Here is a 17,164-nt window from a genome sequence, read left to right as displayed (position 1 = left end):
GGTCGGAACGCGGAGCTGCGTTTCACCGAAGGCTTCGCTGCTGATGCGGCCACCGGGGACACCGCGAGCGGTGAGGTAGTCGCGGACCGAAGCGTTACGACGTTCGGCGAGGCCCATGTTGTACTGCGCCGAACCCGAGGTATCGGTGTGACCGGCGAGCATGACCGAAGCGGTACCGCAGTTGGCGTAAGCCGAGACTGCGTTGTCGAGGATGGTCGCTGCTTCCGGCGTGATGTCCGATTCGTCCCAGTTGAAGAAGACGATGTACGGGCCCTGCTCGCAAACCGGAGCCGGCGGCGGCGGAGGCGGCGGGGGCGGAGGTGGAGGTGGAGGCGGCGGAGGCGGCGGGGGCGGCAGGACTTCTTCCTGTTCACCGAAGTTCAGCGTCAGGGTCCCCAGGATGGAATGCGAAGCCCAGTCGCTTTCGATATAAGGCGTGCCGAAGGATCCGCCGATCCGGTAACTGGGCACGTTGAAGAAGCGATAACGCAGGCCAACGTCGAGATTGTCGGTCAGCGGAGCGCGAACGCCCGCCAGTGCCTGCCAGGCGAATTCCCATTCATCGCCGTTGAAGCGGTTCTGCTCCAGGCCGTCCGGGGTCACTGCGACCGACTGATCGATGTAGACAGACCCGGCGCCTGCGCCGACGAAGAAGTGCAGGCCGTCGTCATTGCCAAGGTCGAGCAGGGCGTTGCCCATCACGCTGGCAGTCGTGGATTTTCCCAGCGGGGCTTCGAAAACGGGGCCGGATGCAAAGGAGAACCGGTCGTGATCGAATTCGCGGTAGCTGCCTTCGATCTCGATGCGGAAGCTGCCATAATCGTATCCGATGGCTACGCCACCATCGAAACCGTGATCCGCTTCGAGTTCGGCATCGGCGAGACTGGCAGAATCGACAGGCTCGATCTCGAAATCCTGGGCGAGCGAGGGGCCGAAACCCGCTTCGACGTAAACTGCGTTATCGCGCGCAAGTGCGGGCGTGCGAGCGCGGTCGAGCAGAGCGCCAGACCAATCGCTATCTTCCTCATGGTGATCCCCTATTTTGAAGCTCGGGAAAACCATTGATTGCAGAGACATATGACAATTATCCGCTGCTTCGAAGCCGATTGTCACAAGACTGCAAGGAAGCGGTCGATTATTCTGTCAGCCCCGCTTCCTCGCCTGCGCGTAGCTGCCCAATAGCCGCACGCCGTTCGTCTGGAACTCCAGCTCATCAAGCGCGGCATCGACCCGCGGATCGCCCGGGGCGCCTTCGATATCGGCATAGAAGCGCGTGGCGGCAAAGCTCGCACCCTTCTGGTAGCTTTCCAGCTTGGTCATGTTGACGCCATTGGTCGCGAAACAGCCGAGCGCCTTGTAGAGGGCGGCGGGGATATTCTTCACTTCGAAAATGAGAGTGGTCATCACCTGAACACCGTCGAAAGCGGCGTGATCAAGCGCTTGATTGGCAAGCACGACGAAACGCGTCGTGTTGTCATGCGCGTCCTCTACCGCCTCCTCGATGATGTCGAGCCCGTAGAGCTGCGCGGCCATCGGGGGGGCAAGGGCGCAGTATTTCGGGTCTTGCATCTCCGCCACATAAGCCGCCGCACCTGCCGTATCTGCATGCGCCAAGGCCACGATTCCGTGCTTCTGCAGATATTCCCGCGACTGGCCGAGCGCCTGCGGATGGCTGTACGCCGCCTCGAAAGGACCCGGCCCGGTCGCCATCAGCGCATGGGTGATGCGCATGAAATGCTCGGCCACGATGGACAGCCCGCTGTCGGGCAAAAGGAAGTGGATGTCCGAAACGCGCCCGTGCTGGCTGTTCTCGATCGGAATTATCGCGCAGCCGGCGCGGCCCTGCTTCACCGCATCGAGCGCATCCTCGAAACCGAGATAGGGCAGCGGCAGGCAGTCCGGATCGAACTGCATCGCTGCCTGGTGCGAGTTCGAACCGGGGGCGCCACCGAAGGCGATGGCGCGCTCGGGATCGCTTGCAGCGATCTGCCGCATGGTGTCGACCATCTCGATGGCGGGTCTGGCAAAGGTACGCATACAAACCGCTGCTATCGGCGCAAATCCCCAGCCGCAAGCGCTATTGCCGGTAGCTGGCCTGCCGAGGCACTTGCGCGATAGCGCACTCGGCACTAGAGCGGCGCGCAATCACCAGATCACCACGGATTCTCGCAGGCTTTCACGCAATGGACGATCGTTTCAACACCGCTTCCGGCTGGGTTCTCTTTTCCGGCATCGTCGCGCTCGGCGCGTCGATCGCTTCGGGCATGTATTTCCATGCCGACAGCCAGGAAGAATTCGAAGACGGCGAATGGGGCTATTTCGTTGAAGGTGCGGAAGAAGAGGGCGGCGAAGATGCAGGCCCCGATCTCGGCACGCTTCTCGCCTCGGCCGATGCGGCTGCTGGTGAGCAGGTCTTCGCCAAGTGCACCGCCTGCCACACGATCGAACAGGGCGGTGCGAACGGTATCGGTCCGAATCTCTACGGCACGATGGGCAAGGCCATCGCAGGCCATGCAGGATTTGCCTATTCCTCTGCGCTGGCCGACAAGGGCGGCCAGTGGACCTGGGAAAACATGGACGCATGGCTCGAAAGCCCGCGCGGTTTCGCCAACGGCACCAAGATGAGCTTTGCCGGCCTGTCCAAGCCGGAAGATCGCGCCAACGTCATGGAATATCTCGCGACCTTCGGCGGCGCTCCGGCCAAGCCCGCTCCTGCCGCTCCCGAAGCCGAAGAAGGGGCAGAGGGTGATGCTCCCGGCGCGGGTCCGGGCCCTGTCGAAGGTGCCGAAGCCGGTGCAGCTGAATCTGCCGCGGGCATGGGCGCCGACCAGCCCGTTCCGGCCGACAATGCCGCCACCGACAACGAAGGTGCGACCAAGGTCGACTGATCGCGAGTTCAAAAATTCAGCGAAGAACCCCGCCCCGTGCGGGGTTTTTTGTGTGCGTAGTCAGCCGCCCTTGAAGCCTTGCGCGATGACATACCATTCGCTCGAACCTTTGCGGCTTGCAGGCGGCTTGGCGTGCTTTACCGTCTTGAAATGCTTCTTCAGCAGGTCGAGCAGGTCCTTGTCGGTACCGCCTGCCAATACCTTGGCGAGGAAGGTTCCGCCCTTGTCCAGGTTCTCGATCGCGAACCATGCGGCTGCTTCGACCAGCCCCATCGTCCGCAGGTGGTCCGTCTGCTTGTGGCCGACAGTGTTTGCCGCCATGTCGCTCATTACCAGATCGGACTTCCCGCCCAGCGCATTTTCCAGGACCTGCGGCGCCTCGTCGTCCATGAAATCCATCTGGAAGATGGTGACGCCCTCGATCGGTTCGGTTTCGAGCAGGTCTATGCCAACCACATTCGCCTTGGGGCGCACCTTGCGCGCAACCTGGCTCCAGCCGCCAGGTGCGATGCCGAGGTCGACGATACGGTCGGCCCCCTTGAGCAGGCCGAATTTCTCGTCCAGTTCGATCAGCTTGTAGGCCGCGCGGCTGCGATAGCCTTCGGCCTTGGCTTGCTTGACGTAGGGATCGTTGAGCTGGCGCTGCAGCCAGCGGGTCGAAGATGCGGTGCGCTTCCTCGCGGTGCGCACGCGGGTGTCCTTGTCCTTGCCAGATCTAGACATCCTGTTCCCTCATGCGTTGCAATGCGGCGCGGCTGCGCTCGCCATCGGCATCGGCGGCCATCAGGCTGCGCAGTATGCCCTCCCGAATGCCGCGGTCGGCCACGCCCAGCGTCACCGATGGCCAGATGTCGAGAATGCTTTCGAGAATGGCGCAGCCGGCCACCACGAGGTTTGCCCGGTCGTCGCCGATGCAGGGCAGTTGTCGCCGGTCATCCCCGCTCATGTGCGAAAGCTTGAGCGAGATGTCGCGCATGGCCTGCGAAGGCAGGATCAACCCGTCGACCGCCTGCCGGTCGTATTGCGGCAGTTCGAGGTGCAGGCTGGCGAGCGTAGTGACCGTGCCGCTGGTGCCGAGCAGGCGGATAGGATGCGGGCCCCTTGTGAAATCGCGGATGCGTTCGGCGAAGGGCTTGAAGCTGTCGTAGACGGTTTTGCGCATCCGCCGGTAGCGATCCACGCGCAGGTCTTCACTCTCGTCCGATCCGGTCACTGTGTCGGTCAGCGAAACGACTCCCCAGGGCACGCTCATCCAGTCGAGGATACGCGGCACTGCGCCGCTCGGTTCGACCAGTACCAGTTCGGTCGAGCCGCCACCAATATCGAAGATGACGGCCGGGCCTTCGCCATCCTCCAGCAGGATATGACAGCCGAGCACCGCCAGCCGCGCCTCTTCCTGTGCGGAAATGATATCGAGCGCGATGCCGGTTTCCTCGCGCACGCGCTCGATGAATTCCGCACCATTGGACGCGCGGCGGCAGGCTTCGGTGGCGACCGAGCGGGCCAGATGGACATGGCGGCGGCGCAGCTTTTCGGCGCACACGTGAAGCGCAGCGAGCGTCCGCTCCATCGCATCTTCGGACAGGCGCCCGCTCGCCGCCAGCCCTTCGCCCAATCGCACCACGCGGCTGAAGGCGTCTATCACGGTGAAGTTTTCGCCCGAAGGCCGTGCAATCAGGAGTCGGCAATTGTTCGTGCCCAGATCGAGCGCGGCATAGGCCTGCCGGCGACCACGGCGGAATTGCGCGGCGGTATCCGCCGGGCCTTGGGAGCCGATTGCATTGCGCGGCTTCGCATCGCGAGCCTTCGCTCCATTGTTCTTGGAGCGTTTTTCGGGCCGGGAGGGGCGCTTGTAGCGGAAATCGGCTACCTTGCCGGACGTGCCGCCCCTTTTCTTACCGTGCCCCCTATTCATGTCCGGCGGAGAGTGTTCCGCCATGGGGATATCTTTCATTATTCCTCCCGCGCGAAACTACCTCGCGCGGGGACCTGGCATTGATGCTAGCGGGAGGAACCCTCGGGGGCAAGCGGAAGGGTTGACCTTGGGCCCCCGCGAAACTAGATGCGCGGCCTCTCTCCGGCCCGGGAACGATTCTCGCCATGCCGGACGGCTGATGCCCCGTCGTCTAATGGTAAGACTACGGACTCTGACTCCGTCAATTGAGGTTCGAATCCTCACGGGGCATCCAATATTCTGCAACGACATTTCGAAGGTTCTTGCAAGACGCGGTTCGTGCCGTGTCTCCTGATCCAGCAATGCGCGCGTCAGTCGTTCGCGGCCGCCAGTAAAGGGCACCGCGATATCCTGGCGGAGAAGGCATAGGCGCCTCCTTCGGGTTCGACCTCGATCAGGCTCTCGCTATCTTCGATCAGGCAGATGCCCAGGCCCTTCGCCTGTTCGGGGTCGAGGACGATTGCATATCGTCCGGGCCGGACCTGTTCGAAATAGGCATAGCCATCGGTCTCGCTTCGCAGCCAGCGCGTCTCGCCCTCGGTATCGAGCGGCTTCAGGCCCAGCCTGACCCCGCCGACGGCCTGTTCGTCCGATCCGGATACGAAAACCACCGTGCCTTCGACTTCCCCTACGCTGACGATGGCGAATTCCGCCGAATGCGTGCGTCCGCGCCGCGGTATGATTTCAAGCCCAGGTTCTGCCGGGACCAGCGTGATGTCTGGCAGGGTGGCCATATCGAGCTGGATCTTGGTCGGCCGATGTTCGGGAAGGCCGGTGATCATCGCGTAACCCCGGTCGTCGGTGAGTACGGTCTCGCTCGGCGAGAAGAAGGCCAGATCCGGGAAGATTGCCTCGTCCTCGTTTCTCACGCCATCGGCATTGCGATCGTGGAAGGCACGGACCTCGACCGCACCGAGCCGGGCGCGGGAAAGGTGGTCGACATAAAATCCGCGGGAACTGCGACCGAAGGACAGGCCCCAGCGCAGGGCGACCGCATGCGACTTGCGCTGGAAATCGTAATCCGCTTCCAGTGCCAGCGTCGTCTTTCCCAACCGGGTGAGGACCGAGGCGCTGGTGGTGAGGCTGGAACCGTCGAAGCGGTATCCGGCGCCGGCCTGCAACAGAAAATGCTCGCCGAAATTGCGGTCGGCCACCAGCGATACCGCGTTCGGCTCCAGCGTCGGCAATATTTCGTATTCGAACGATGCCCGGACCCGCGTGTTCTCGCCCCGGGCGGCGGTGAGGTCGAATACGCCGATCGCCTGTTCGGCCTCGAAGCCCTCAGCCGTCTCGAACGACACATATTCGGCGGAATTCGAAAACAGGAAGTCGCCCTTCCTGATCGATCCGCGCAGGCCGATGCGATTCTCGAACGCGCCATCGTCGTATTCTATGCGGCGCGCACGGGCGACGACCGGCACGAACAGCTGCTCCGACAGATCGAGCGAGGTGGAGAGGTTGACGTCGGTCGCACGCGATAGAGCGCGTCTTCCCGGGGCGAGCAGTTCGTCGACGAAGCCCCCGGAATATTCGCCGTGGTTCACGGTGAAATTCGTATTTCCGAACCGGCCGTTGAGACCCCCGACAAAAGCCCGGCCTCCGCCGGATGCGAAGGCGGTGTCGAAACGCAGCCCGGTGCTGCCGAAGCCGGTCCGCAGGCCGATGGTTCCTGCCAGTTCCTGTCCGTTCACGGCTTCCTCGTCGAACGAGGCACTCGCCACGGTGGTCAGGCTTTGGGAAAGGCCGTAGCTGGCTTTCGCTATCGCCCGCCAGCCACCTGCATAAGGGGGGACGATCGCACCTTCGCGGCGAACGTCGAGGACCGTGCGTTCGTTCTGGACGACGCCCAGATCATAGACCAGTTCGCCCTTGCGGACGCGCCCGTCGCCCACACGGATGGTGCGGACCTCCTCGCGCTGCTGGCCCTGCGGCCCGTAGAACACGAGCCGGAACGCATTGATGCCGAAGTCCACGGGGACGCCGAGGAATTCGTACTGGCCGTTCACTGGCCTGGCGGTCGAACCCAACAGGACTCCGTTGCGATAGAGTTCGACCTCGTAACCGTCTTGCAGGACCCCGCGCAGATCGATTTCGTCGAACACCGACTGCGTATCCAGCGCCGCATTCGAAATGCGGAAACCGCGGCCGAAGGAATTGCGCAGGCCGACCGGTTGCTGGACGGTCTGGATGTCGCCCAGTGCAAAGCTTGTCGCGTCGAGCGGGCCCAGCATGCCGCCGTCCGGATTGTCCCGGCCGATTTCCATCAGGGCGGCGGTCAGGCCGTCATTGCTCGCCGCGGCAAGGAATATCTCCGCACTGGCGGCAGCGAGATCGCCGGCGAAATAAAGCTCGCCCTCGAGGCGTTCGCCCCGGATCTGGTCGGACATTGCCCTTAGTTCGAGGTCCGCCTTGGGCATGCTCGCGAGAAGATAGGGCGTATGGGCGCGCGGGAATTCTGTCACATCGTCGGCAGTGCCCTGGCTTTCCAGCAAGCCGCGCCGGCCGTCGCGGCGCTGGCGCGCCTGGAAGGGAAAATCCTCCAGCGTTGCGATTGCGACCGATTGCGCCCTGAGATCGACTTCGACTTCAACCGGAAGGATCAGTTCCAGCACCGATGGGCGGACATAGAGTTCGCCATCGAAACCGACCACGGCCTCTTCGTCTATCGCGATCTCGCGGCCTTCGAGCACCGCGAACCCTTGCCCGGCTGTCAGCGACAGGGTGCGTGTTTCGCTGAGGATCCAGCCGCTCGCATGGCGCCCGTCCGGGCTGGTCGAAATCGCGAGATCGAGAAGCCGGGAAATCAATCCGAAAGGCAGGTAGACTTCGGGCAACCGCCCATAGGCGATGATCGTGTCGCGGCGGTTGGCGCCCTCGATCTGCAATTCGAGAACGAGTTCGTCCTGGGCGGTGAATGGCGTCCCAGCCTGCTCTGCGGCCGGGGGGGACAGGGGGGCGGTGGAGGGATCTGCGGCGGTTTCCCCGGCTGCTACAGGCGCGGCAAGGACGGCGCAAAGAGCGCCGGAGGTTCGCAAAATCGCGCGAAGAATGGCTGATCTGCGATCCACGGACGATCAGGGTGCTGTGAAGACAGCCTCCGCCAGAACGGCACCGGGTTCGTAGTCGTCATCGACAAACGCGACCCGCAGTTCTTCGCCGCTCGAGAGAGGGGCTACCCCTTCGCCGAGTGTGAACGGCAGCAGGACATCGCGGGCATCGATTTCGGGATAGATTCCCACTCCGCGTGCGACCACGATCGGCTCGTCTTCGCCCGCGCGAAACACGCGCACATCGCCATAGGCGGAGCGCGTTCCCTCGCGCGTCAGCCTGAGGCCTAGGGCGCGCCTGCCGTCGGGCAGGTCGACCAGTTTCGTATTCTCGATCGCCAGGTTCAGAGTCGTTTCGCCGACCCTGACGATGACGGGAATTGAAATTCCGAAGCGCGGCTTGATCGTCACGCCGATGCCGTCCGCCTGGCGGCCCGAGATCACTTCGTCGATCGACACGCCGCCGCCGGAAGACTCAGGGCGCGAAATGGCGAGGAAATGCGCCCGGTATTCGCCGGGCGGAGTATCCGGCGAGGGGCGGGCCATGAGCCTGATCGTCTGGCTCTCGCTGCCGTCCAGGGTAAGGCGCTTGGGCGACCAGCGGATCATATCCTTGGCCGATTTCACCCGATCTGCAAGCGCGGGATCGTCGACCTGATCGAGCGCGACCAGGCGCCCCTCGGGCGTCATCGCCATTTCGGTGATGTCGATCTCGTAATCGCCTTCATTGGGCGTGCGGTTGAACAGGCCCACCTGCGCGGTGCGTTGCCGGCCCTGGATGACGACCCGGCGGGGGTAGAGGTTGATATCGCCCATCCCGCCAACCGCACCTTCCGGCATGGCCGTGGTTTCGGCATCCCCGGATTGCGCCGTGCCTTCCTGCGCAATAGCAGCAAAGCCGAAGCCGCCCAGAAGAGCGGTGGCGAGTGCGGATTTCATTAATATCTTGGCAGGTTTCATTCGGTCGGTTCCGTAGTTTTACGTACCTTCCGCTTATGACCGGACTTGGTAAATTAATGATAAATTACCGTTACCTCGTAGGTGCCGGTATAGTCGCCCGCAGGTTGGTTCGCACCGATCTGCAGTCGACCGCCGATGCGGAGCTCATAGCTGCCGTTCACGTCAAATCGTTCCTGGCCATTCACGTTGCTGCGTAATTTATCCACAGTCATTGATGCAGTTCCGTTGAATATCGTCAGCCTGTTCGGATGGGATACTCTGAACATCCTGTTTGCATCCCCGGTGATGGTGAAGCGGCCAGCGCCGCGTGTGCCGGGTTGTGGAGTTGTAATCCCGACGACGGCGCCGCCCGTCGCGCTGATCGAGTCATCCGTACCCACCGTCACCGTCCCGGCAGTGGCCGGCTGCATGATCGCGCCGAAACGCAGATCTTCGATGGCGGTTATCCCGGCCGGTTCGACGACGATCGCTTGCGCGCTGCCCTCGAGCCGGGCTTCGGCTGTCTGGGCGGCAGCGGGCTCAGCGGCGAATGCGCAGAAGCAGGCGACCGCGGCGGCCGTGAAAAGATGGATGGACGGCTGCATGGAGGAGTGACGGACCCGGCCGACCGAAAACCCGGCCGACCGGATCCGCCCACGTTCTTAGTTGTACGCTACAGTCGCGTCGTAGGTGCCGGTGTAGTCACCAGCGGCCTGATCGGCTGCGACGGTCAGCGTGCCGCCGACCGTGAAGCTGCCGTCACCGTTGGTGTCGAGCGTATCGGAGGCCGAAGATACAGCAGTCGTAAAGGTCATGGTTTCGGTTCCGTTGGAAACCGAACCGCCCGTTGCCGAGATGGTAAAGGAACGGTTTGCGTCACCTGCAACGGTGAAGCTGTCGGCGGTGTTAACCGAACCGCTCACGAATTCCACGTCGCCGCTCACCGAACCCGCGCCGCCCGGCGTCACGACGACAGTGCCGCCCGCGCCTGCCAGGAAGCTGCCGAATGAAAGGGCGGCGCCCGCGTCATGCTCCAGTTCGATCGGAGCGACGACCGTGGCGGTTGCGGTGCCGGTTGCGGTGTCGGAATCGCCCGGAGCTGCAATAGCGGCGACGGGAAGGGTGAGTGCGATTGCACTTACAAAAATCTTTTTCATCGTAACGATCCTCGAATTGCTCACAGTAACGAAGGTGTCCCCTTGCGTGACCTCAATTCTAGGGTTGCGATTTTAAGAAAACGCTTATTCGTGGTTAGGAGAGAGTTAACCATCAAGAAGCGCAGAAAAGCGGGATTCAATCTTGCCGAACAGGCTTAATGATACGCTAAATTAACCAAAACATGGCCGGTGTATTCATCGCCGTCTGCACCTTCGGGAACCCGGAGCCGACCCGAGAATCGGACCGTGCTGATACCGTCGGGCCCGAGCCACTCCGATCCTTCCAGCCAGTTCGAACCGCGCGCCTCGATGCCGCCCACCGCCAGGCCCGTGTCGGATGTCGGGGAGGTGGCCAGCACATCCGGCTGGATCGTCAGGGAAAATTCGTAAGCGCCTGGCGATCTGATTTCGAATCGTCCGGCCTTCCCGGCAATCCTGGTCTGGCCGGATGTCGCCACGATCGAGAACGTCATATCCGCCTTGGCCGTGACGGATAAGGGTTCGATCACAAGTGCCGAGGCGCGACCGACCGATGAAGAAGCGCTATCCTGCGCGCTGGCAGCCGAAGTACAAAATATGAAGGGAAGGGCAGCCAAAGTGGCCAAGGCAAGAGGACAATAATTCCCGGACTGTTTTGTACAAGTCGGCATAGGAAGTTTGTGCCTTTCCCAACAAGATGTTCCGCTACCTGAATGTTCTCTTGGTACGAACAAGTCAAACTGTCCCAAAATGGGAGAGGGTGCGTGCTTGTGATATTCTACATATAGGTCAGTTATACTAAGTAAGAACTCAGTAATGACTATAGTGTTTAGAAGGTTCTACGTAATAACCGCAAATTAACCATATGGCAGTAATGGAAGAGTTATCGGGAAATTACATGGCCTTTTTCATGATGCCGGACCTGCAAAGGAAACTATTGATGCGCAAGGGGATGGCTGCCGCGGCAGGTGGAGGACGGGTATTGTCTGAAGCCCGGAGAATTGCATGCGTATTCGGTAAAGGCTCGGGCGCATTCCTTGCTTCGGCCTGTCTGATGCTGGGTTCCTTGCCAGTCCCCGCCGCCGCAGCACCCCGGACGATCCAGATAATCGAACAGAGCAACCTCCGCTTCGGGAAGATCGCCGTGCCCTATTCCGGCGAGCGAGTGGTAGGCACCGATGGAAGTGTGCGGGATACCGGCATTCTTTCAGCAGGAGCGGCGGATACAGGCCCGGCCAAATTCGTGGTCACATATGATCGTGGGAACGAAGGCAAAAGGGTCATCACGGTCGAAATCCAGCTCGGCATCAGCAGCGGCCTTTATTCTAACGGTGGGGTCGAGGCGAGGCTGAAGAACCTCACTTCGGACATTCCCGGGTATACGATGATTGCCGATGGACAGATCGTCACACTCAGCCTGCCCAATTGCCAGACCCGCGTGTGCAGAACGGAATTCACCATCGGTGCCACGCTGCAGGTGACCAATACCGGAGGCGGTGCCGAAGTGGTCATCCCGACATATCTGGATGTGACGGTCGTCAGTATCGACTAACACGGACAGATGCCAGGTTGCCTATCCGGGCGTGGGTGACGAACTGGCGGTATGCGCCTGAAGAGACTGCGAGCGAAGTCGTCGGCGTGCTGGAAGACCATCGTCTATCCGAACAAGATTTGCCCCCGAGATCGCGCGCTATAGCAATCACGCTTTCTTGCCCGAGCCGCTGGACGCGCCGGCTCCAAACGCCTACACCGTCGGCCATCCCCGGGGAGCCATGAGGCTGAGAGGGCGGTTGAAGTCCGCCGACCCGTCGAACCTGAACCGATTAGCATCGGCGGAGGGAGTGGGCGGCCATTGCGCGTAGTCCGCTCTCCCGCATCGTGGAGAGATTACGCATGGCCGAAGGTGTCGACATTCCTGCATGGATTGCCCTGTTCATGGGGCTTTACGCCCTAGCGGCAGGTATCGGAGAATTGCGCCATCCGGGCGGGTGGGCCGCAATGCTCGAGGATTACGAGCGCAACACAGCGCTGCGCTTCCTGACCGGCATCGTCTGCATCGGACTGGGCGGGGCGATCTACCTCGTGTCGCCATGGCGGCCGGACGACTGGCTCGCGATCCTCATCACCGTGCTCGGCGGCTGGATGGCGGTCGAGGGCGCGCTGATCCTTGCGTTCGGCGATGGCCTCATGCGCTTCGCCCGCCGCCTGATGGGCGCGGTCAACCGCTTCTGGGCGTGGTTTTCGCTGATCCTCGGCGCGTTCCTCATCGGCTCCGCCCTGTTCCGTCTCTAGTTACATCTGCATCGAAGAAAGGTCCGTTTCATGGCCGACATCAACAGCAAATTCGACATCGGCGTCACCACCGGCCCGATCCGCGGCAGCCGCAAGGTCCATGTCGGCGCGAAAAGCGGCAGCGGCGTGCGCGTCGCCATGCGTGAGATCGATCTGGAGGGCGGCGAGCCCAGCGTGCGGGTTTACGATACCTCCGGCCCCTATACCGATCCCGATGCGGTCATCGATATCCGCAAGGGCCTCGAGCAGAAGCGCCGCGAGTGGATCCTCGCCCGCGGCGATGTCGAGGAATACGACGCGCGTGAAGTGAAGCCCGAAGACAATGGCCAGCTCGGGCCCGATCGTTCGGGCGGCGTGCCCGCTTTCCCCAACGTGGCGAAGAAAGTGCTGCGCGCAAAGCCGGGCGCCAATGTCAGCCAGATGCACTATGCCCGCCGCGGCATCATCACGCCCGAGATGGAATATGTGGCCGAGCGCGAGAACCTGGGCCGCGAGATGCTGCGCGATGAAGCTGCTCGGCTGGAAGCGCGCAATGACGGCCAGCCCTGGGGCGCATCGCTGCCCGATTACGTCACCCCCGAATTCGTCCGCGACGAGGTGGCACGCGGCCGCGCCATCATTCCCAACAACATCAACCATCCCGAAACCGAGCCGATGGCGATCGGGCGCAATTTCCTCGTCAAGATCAACGCCAATATCGGCAACTCCGCCGTCGCCAGCGATGTGGCGAACGAGGTCGACAAGATGGTCTGGTCGATCCGCTGGGGCGCGGACACGGTGATGGACCTCTCCACGGGCCGCAACATCCACGACACGCGCGAATGGATCATCCGCAACAGCCCCGTCCCCATCGGCACCGTGCCGATCTACCAGGCGCTGGAAAAGGTCGGCGGCATTGCCGAGGACCTGACCTGGGAAATCTTCCGCGACACGCTGATCGAGCAGGCCGAACAGGGCGTCGACTATTTCACGATCCACGCCGGCGTGCGCCTGCCCTATGTCCCGATGACCGCCAAGCGCGTCACCGGCATCGTCAGCCGTGGCGGCTCGATCATGGCGAAATGGTGCCTCAGCCATCACAAGGAGAGCTTCCTCTACGAGCGCTTCGACGAGATCACCGAGATCATGAAGGCCTATGACATCGCCTATTCGCTGGGTGACGGCCTGCGTCCCGGCTCCATCGCCGACGCCAATGACGAAGCCCAGTTCGCCGAACTCTACACGCTGGGCGAACTCACCAAGCGCGCCTGGGCGCAGGACGTGCAGGTGATGATCGAAGGCCCCGGCCACGTGCCGATGCACAAGATCAAGGAGAACATGGACAAGCAGCTCGAAGCCTGCGGCGAGGCCCCGTTCTACACCCTCGGCCCGCTCGTCACCGACATCGCGCCGGGTTACGACCACATCACCAGCGGCATCGGCGCAGCCCAGATCGGCTGGTACGGCACCGCGATGCTCTGCTACGTCACGCCCAAGGAACACCTCGGGCTGCCCGACAGGGACGATGTGAAAGTGGGCGTGGTGACCTACAAGCTCGCCGCCCACGCCGCCGACCTCGCCAAGGGCCACCCCGCCGCCAAGGTCCGCGACGATGCGCTATCCAAGGCCCGCTTCGAGTTCCGCTGGCGCGATCAGTTCAACCTCAGCCTCGACCCCGACACGGCCGAGCAGTACCACGACCAGACGCTGCCCGCGGAAGGTGCCAAGACCGCGCATTTCTGCTCCATGTGCGGCCCGAAGTTCTGCAGCATGAAGATCACGCAGGAAGTGCGCGAATTCGCCGCGAAGCAGAATTCGGACAGCTATCTCGCCAGCGAGAACATCAAGCGCGAGACGAGTGCCGAAGAGGCCGAGGAAGCGCGCGAAGGGATGGAGGAAATGGCCGAGAAATACCGTGAGGGTGGCGATCTCTACATGCCTTCTTAATAAGGTGCGGCAAGTCCTTGAACTCAGTCTGGCAAAAGACCATTGTGCGAAGCAGTAAAGGGAGTGGGGTTTGTCAGGGCAGGAAGAATTATTCGCGGCGACTAAGGACGACGACGAAAAGTTGTATTATGCGACGGGGTCAAAAGAATATGTAGAAAAAGTTTCGAAGGGTTGGGGTGGCAGCAAGGAATCCGAATCTATTACCGGTGAAACTGAGGGAAAAGACGAAGAGGAAGATGTCTTTAGTCATCATACAGCGCTCTCTGAAACCCTAAGGTCGGCGGTAGATTTTTGCCTATCTCAATATCAAGTACTTCTTCTTCTATCATCAATCGAAAATGGTCTTTATCTCGGTTACATAAAGACTAGGGTCCGGACCCATAAACGGGATTCACACCGGCGCTGCAATGTGATTCACGTGCCTCCAGCAAGGAGGCTTGGTGAATGGCGGATTTCTTCTGGTTTTCGGATGATCAGTGGGCGCGGATCGAGCCGCTCTTGCCGAACGATACGCGTGGGATGCCAAGGGTCGATGATCGGCGCGTGCTTTCCGGGATTGTCCAGGCTCTGAAGAGCGGTGGTCGCTGGGGCGATTGCCCGGAACATGTCTACGGTCCGAAGAAGACGCTCTACAACCGCTTCCGGCGCTGGGCCGAGCGAGGTGTGTGGGAACGGATCTTCGCCCAGCTCGCCGGGGTCGATGGCGTCCCTGAAAGGCTCTTCATCGACAGCAGCTGCATCAAGGTCCACCGCACCGCCGGCGGCGCAAAAGGGGGGCCTTGGCTCATGGTATCGGCATCACCAAAGGCGGACGCAACACCAAGCTCCATGCCGTCTGCGACGAGAAGGGCCGCCCGCACGTCCTCTTGCTGACGCCGGGCAACACGCACGATGCCAAGGTCGCTATCCAGACGATCAATGCCGTGCCGCCATCCGACTATCTGGTCGCCGACAAAGGCTACGACAGTAACGCTTTGCGTTCCTGGCTGATCGAACGCGGCACCATCCCGGTCATCCCGTCGAAGTCCAACCGCAAGGTGCAGATCGAGCATGACCGACAAATATACCGCCAGCGCAATGTCGTCGAACGCATGTTCTGCCGCTTCAAGGACTGGCGCCGCGTCGCCACCCGCTTCGACCGCAATATCAAGACCTTCATGGCAACCATCGCCATCGCAGCCTTCGTCACGTGGTGGCTCTAATGAGATGGGGTGGTTGCCGCCCTCCCTGACGGCATCGCGATGTGCCAAGATAGTGGTGCTTCAACCACGAGCAGAGAGGACGGCAACCATGAATATAAATACAATGATTGGTGTAGATCTGGCAAAGTCTGTTTTCCAGGTTCACGGGGCGTCGATGAACGGCGAGATCCGGTTTCAACACAAGCTGTCGCGGAAGGCTTTTGGAACGTTCATGGCCAAACAGCCTACCTCCATCGTCATAATGGAGGCCTGCGGTAGCGCTCATTACTGGGCCCGTGTGCTCACTGGACTTGGTCACGAGGTGAGGCTGATCGCGCCCAGCTACGTCCGTCCATTTGTGAAGCGGCAAAAGAACGACGCTGCGGATGCCGAAGCGATCGTGATCGCCGCCCAGCGACCCGAGATGCGCTTTGTTGAACGGAAAAGCGAGGAGCAGCAGAGCGCGGCGATCCTGTATCGATCACGCCAGCGCATTGTGCGTCAGCGGACCCAGGCGGTGAACGCATTGCGGGCAGCATTGTATGAGTTCGGGCACATTATCCCGCAAGGCGTCCATCATATTCCGCGCATCCGTGGGATTTTGGAGATGCCGGACAGCGATCTGCCCGCTTTGATGCGCGAGGAGTGCTTGGCAATGCTTGAGCAAATCGCCGTACTCAGTGGCTGGATTGACACGAAGACAGCGAAGATCAAGGAACTTGCGTCTACTACGCCGGTATCGAAGCGATTGCAGACTATGCCCGGCATCGGCCCGCTTGTTGCGATGGCTGTGGAAGCCTTTGCACCTGACATGTCGAGCTTTCGCAGTGGTCGCGACTTTGCAGCTTGGCTTGGATTGGTGCCGAGACAGTTTTCATCAGGCGGCAAGGAACGGCTCGGGCGGATCAGCAAAGCCGGTCAGGCTGACATCCGGCAGATGCTGATCATTGGCGCTATGTCACGCTTGAACTGGATGGGACGCAAGTCGATCCCGGAAAACTCTTGGCTGGCACGTATGATGAGCCGCAAACCGCGAATGCTGGTCGCGATCGCCTTGGCAAACAAGATGGCGCGCCAGATCTGGGCCATGCTGACGAAGAACGAAGATTTCAGAGATCCGGTACTGGTCATGGCTGCCTGATAGGAGGCTGCCTGAGACAGGCTGGATGAAAGGGAGTGTGAGAAGGCGACGACCCGAATGGGCAAATGATCGAATAGATCTGGATCAGGAAAACCAGTTCAGGACTCTGAGCACTCAGCTCGGTAATGAGTTTTGGACCTGATCCGCGGATCACCATACCGGCCAGCGGCCTCTGAAAGCGCCGCAGTAAAGGCCTGACAGAAGACCGCACTCGATCACCAGCTCAAAAGGTCACAAACCCTCTTGCATTACAGGCGGCAACCACAGAAGTCCGGACCCTAGCGGACCGAATTCTGACATTCGCGCTTTCCTTAAATAATGCTGATGTTAGCGAAGAGGTTCGAAAGATGATGATCGTCAATCGCGCAAGCGCGGTGAGCGGTCGCGATGATCCAGATGCGGGCAAGAAGGTTCTTGAGGCGGAGGATTGGTCGGCTAGTTCAATGCAGTTTCAATTAAGCGTAGCTGCGTTGAAAGTAGATTTGGATGAAGTCGTTCGTCTAATCCCACAGGCAGAAAAGCTAGGCCGTAAACTCATAAACTGACTTGCGCGGCGCGGGCGCGGTTGATTCAAGGCTTCGGGAAGGAGCTTTGGATGACGCGTCGTAGATTTGAACTGACCGATGATGAGTGGCTGGTGATCGAGCCGTTGTTGCCGAA

The 17,164-nt window shown here is 61.3% G+C and carries 16 protein-coding genes, 1 tRNA gene and 1 riboswitch; of the genes, 8 read left to right on the top strand and 9 right to left on the bottom strand.

The window, feature by feature from the left end; all coding sequences use genetic code 11:
• The coding region (locus AC13CE_RS00720) for an OmpA family protein (protein WP_482971145.1) at window positions 1–1,077 on the bottom strand (1,077 nt) is incomplete at its 3' end.
• A 66-nt stretch (window positions 1,078–1,143) separates the two neighbouring features.
• A complete protein-coding gene (locus AC13CE_RS00715) occupies window positions 1,144–2,037 on the bottom strand; it encodes a prephenate dehydratase (RefSeq protein ID WP_482971144.1) in 894 nt (297 codons plus the stop codon).
• A 146-nt stretch (window positions 2,038–2,183) separates the two neighbouring features.
• Here AC13CE_RS00715 and AC13CE_RS00710 point away from each other — a divergent pair, with 146 nt between their 5' ends.
• Window positions 2,184–2,888, top strand: coding sequence for a c-type cytochrome (locus AC13CE_RS00710; RefSeq protein WP_482971143.1), 705 nt, complete (start codon window positions 2,184–2,186; stop codon window positions 2,886–2,888).
• A gap of 60 nt (window positions 2,889–2,948) precedes the next feature.
• On the opposite strand, the gene AC13CE_RS00705 is transcribed toward AC13CE_RS00710, so the two are convergent.
• Window positions 2,949–3,611 (bottom strand): RlmE family RNA methyltransferase, encoded by a 663-nt coding sequence (locus AC13CE_RS00705; RefSeq protein ID WP_473822601.1) that lies wholly within the window; start codon window positions 3,609–3,611, stop codon window positions 2,949–2,951.
• Window positions 3,604–4,827 (bottom strand): Ppx/GppA phosphatase family protein, encoded by a 1,224-nt coding sequence (locus tag AC13CE_RS00700; RefSeq protein WP_482971146.1) that lies wholly within the window; start codon window positions 4,825–4,827, stop codon window positions 3,604–3,606. The genes AC13CE_RS00705 and AC13CE_RS00700 overlap by 8 nt, the downstream gene beginning before the upstream one ends.
• A gap of 176 nt (window positions 4,828–5,003) precedes the next feature.
• Here AC13CE_RS00700 and AC13CE_RS00695 point away from each other — a divergent pair.
• Window positions 5,004–5,077, top strand: a tRNA-Gln gene (locus AC13CE_RS00695).
• A gap of 76 nt (window positions 5,078–5,153) precedes the next feature.
• On the opposite strand, the gene AC13CE_RS00690 is transcribed toward AC13CE_RS00695, so the two are convergent.
• The 5 genes from AC13CE_RS00690 to AC13CE_RS00670 form a co-directional block, all read right to left on the bottom strand.
• Complete coding sequence (locus AC13CE_RS00690; RefSeq protein ID WP_482971142.1) at window positions 5,154–7,910, bottom strand: hypothetical protein; 2,757 nt, start codon at window positions 7,908–7,910, stop codon at window positions 5,154–5,156.
• Between the two features lie 6 nt (window positions 7,911–7,916).
• A complete protein-coding gene (locus AC13CE_RS00685; protein ID WP_482971141.1) occupies window positions 7,917–8,849 on the bottom strand; it encodes a fimbrial biogenesis chaperone in 933 nt (310 codons plus the stop codon).
• A 53-nt stretch (window positions 8,850–8,902) separates the two neighbouring features.
• Window positions 8,903–9,433: a DUF4402 domain-containing protein gene (locus tag AC13CE_RS00680; RefSeq protein ID WP_482971140.1), complete on the bottom strand. Its 531-nt coding sequence runs from the start codon at window positions 9,431–9,433 to the stop codon at window positions 8,903–8,905.
• A gap of 57 nt (window positions 9,434–9,490) precedes the next feature.
• Window positions 9,491–9,985, bottom strand: coding sequence for a DUF4402 domain-containing protein (locus tag AC13CE_RS00675; RefSeq protein ID WP_482971139.1), 495 nt, complete (start codon window positions 9,983–9,985; stop codon window positions 9,491–9,493).
• Window positions 9,986–10,140: 155 nt separating this feature from the next.
• Complete coding sequence (locus tag AC13CE_RS00670; RefSeq protein WP_482971138.1) at window positions 10,141–10,590, bottom strand: hypothetical protein; 450 nt, start codon at window positions 10,588–10,590, stop codon at window positions 10,141–10,143.
• Window positions 10,591–10,904: 314 nt separating this feature from the next.
• Here AC13CE_RS00670 and AC13CE_RS00665 point away from each other — a divergent pair, with 314 nt between their 5' ends.
• From AC13CE_RS00665 to AC13CE_RS00640, 6 genes are all read left to right on the top strand, one after another.
• Complete coding sequence (locus tag AC13CE_RS00665; protein WP_482971137.1) at window positions 10,905–11,516, top strand: DUF4402 domain-containing protein; 612 nt, start codon at window positions 10,905–10,907, stop codon at window positions 11,514–11,516.
• Window positions 11,517–11,717: 201 nt separating this feature from the next.
• Window positions 11,718–11,822, top strand: a riboswitch (TPP riboswitch).
• 35 nt (window positions 11,823–11,857) lie between these two features.
• Window positions 11,858–12,256 (top strand): hypothetical protein, encoded by a 399-nt coding sequence (locus AC13CE_RS00660; protein ID WP_482971136.1) that lies wholly within the window; start codon window positions 11,858–11,860, stop codon window positions 12,254–12,256.
• A gap of 30 nt (window positions 12,257–12,286) precedes the next feature.
• On the top strand, window positions 12,287–14,182 hold the full coding sequence (thiC, locus tag AC13CE_RS00655; protein ID WP_482971135.1) for a phosphomethylpyrimidine synthase ThiC: 1,896 nt from the start codon (window positions 12,287–12,289) through the stop codon (window positions 14,180–14,182).
• 444 nt (window positions 14,183–14,626) lie between these two features.
• Window positions 14,627–15,384 (top strand): IS5 family transposase gene (locus AC13CE_RS00650; RefSeq protein ID WP_482971134.1). Its coding sequence is split into 2 segments (ribosomal slippage): window positions 14,627–14,963 and window positions 14,963–15,384, totalling 759 coding nucleotides; the frame shifts between segments, so codons are not numbered across the junction.
• 88 nt (window positions 15,385–15,472) lie between these two features.
• Window positions 15,473–16,504, top strand: coding sequence for an IS110 family RNA-guided transposase (locus AC13CE_RS00645; RefSeq protein ID WP_160728432.1), 1,032 nt, complete (start codon window positions 15,473–15,475; stop codon window positions 16,502–16,504).
• A 347-nt stretch (window positions 16,505–16,851) separates the two neighbouring features.
• A complete protein-coding gene (locus AC13CE_RS00640) occupies window positions 16,852–17,049 on the top strand; it encodes a hypothetical protein (protein ID WP_482971133.1) in 198 nt (65 codons plus the stop codon).
• Window positions 17,050–17,164: the final 115 nt, after the last annotated feature.

Source organism: Qipengyuania sp. B-5 (assembly GCF_056857815.1).
This window is presented reverse-complemented; position numbering and strand designations above follow the sequence as displayed.

Coding starts and splice junctions, on each gene's coding strand:
- AC13CE_RS00660 (WP_482971136.1), top strand. CDS start 11,858: ATGGCCGAAGGTGTCGACATTCCTGCATGGATTGCCCTGTTCATGGGG.
- AC13CE_RS00680 (WP_482971140.1), bottom strand. CDS start 9,433: ATGCAGCCGTCCATCCATCTTTTCACGGCCGCCGCGGTCGCCTGCTTC.
- AC13CE_RS00715 (WP_482971144.1), bottom strand. CDS start 2,037: ATGCGTACCTTTGCCAGACCCGCCATCGAGATGGTCGACACCATGCGG.
- thiC (WP_482971135.1), top strand. CDS start 12,287: ATGGCCGACATCAACAGCAAATTCGACATCGGCGTCACCACCGGCCCG.
- AC13CE_RS00665 (WP_482971137.1), top strand. CDS start 10,905: ATGCGCAAGGGGATGGCTGCCGCGGCAGGTGGAGGACGGGTATTGTCT.
- AC13CE_RS00705 (WP_473822601.1), bottom strand. CDS start 3,611: ATGTCTAGATCTGGCAAGGACAAGGACACCCGCGTGCGCACCGCGAGG.
- AC13CE_RS00710 (WP_482971143.1), top strand. CDS start 2,184: ATGGACGATCGTTTCAACACCGCTTCCGGCTGGGTTCTCTTTTCCGGC.
- AC13CE_RS00645 (WP_160728432.1), top strand. CDS start 15,473: ATGAATATAAATACAATGATTGGTGTAGATCTGGCAAAGTCTGTTTTC.
- AC13CE_RS00640 (WP_482971133.1), top strand. CDS start 16,852: ATGATGATCGTCAATCGCGCAAGCGCGGTGAGCGGTCGCGATGATCCA.
- AC13CE_RS00685 (WP_482971141.1), bottom strand. CDS start 8,849: ATGAAACCTGCCAAGATATTAATGAAATCCGCACTCGCCACCGCTCTT.
- AC13CE_RS00700 (WP_482971146.1), bottom strand. CDS start 4,827: ATGGCGGAACACTCTCCGCCGGACATGAATAGGGGGCACGGTAAGAAA.
- AC13CE_RS00675 (WP_482971139.1), bottom strand. CDS start 9,985: ATGAAAAAGATTTTTGTAAGTGCAATCGCACTCACCCTTCCCGTCGCC.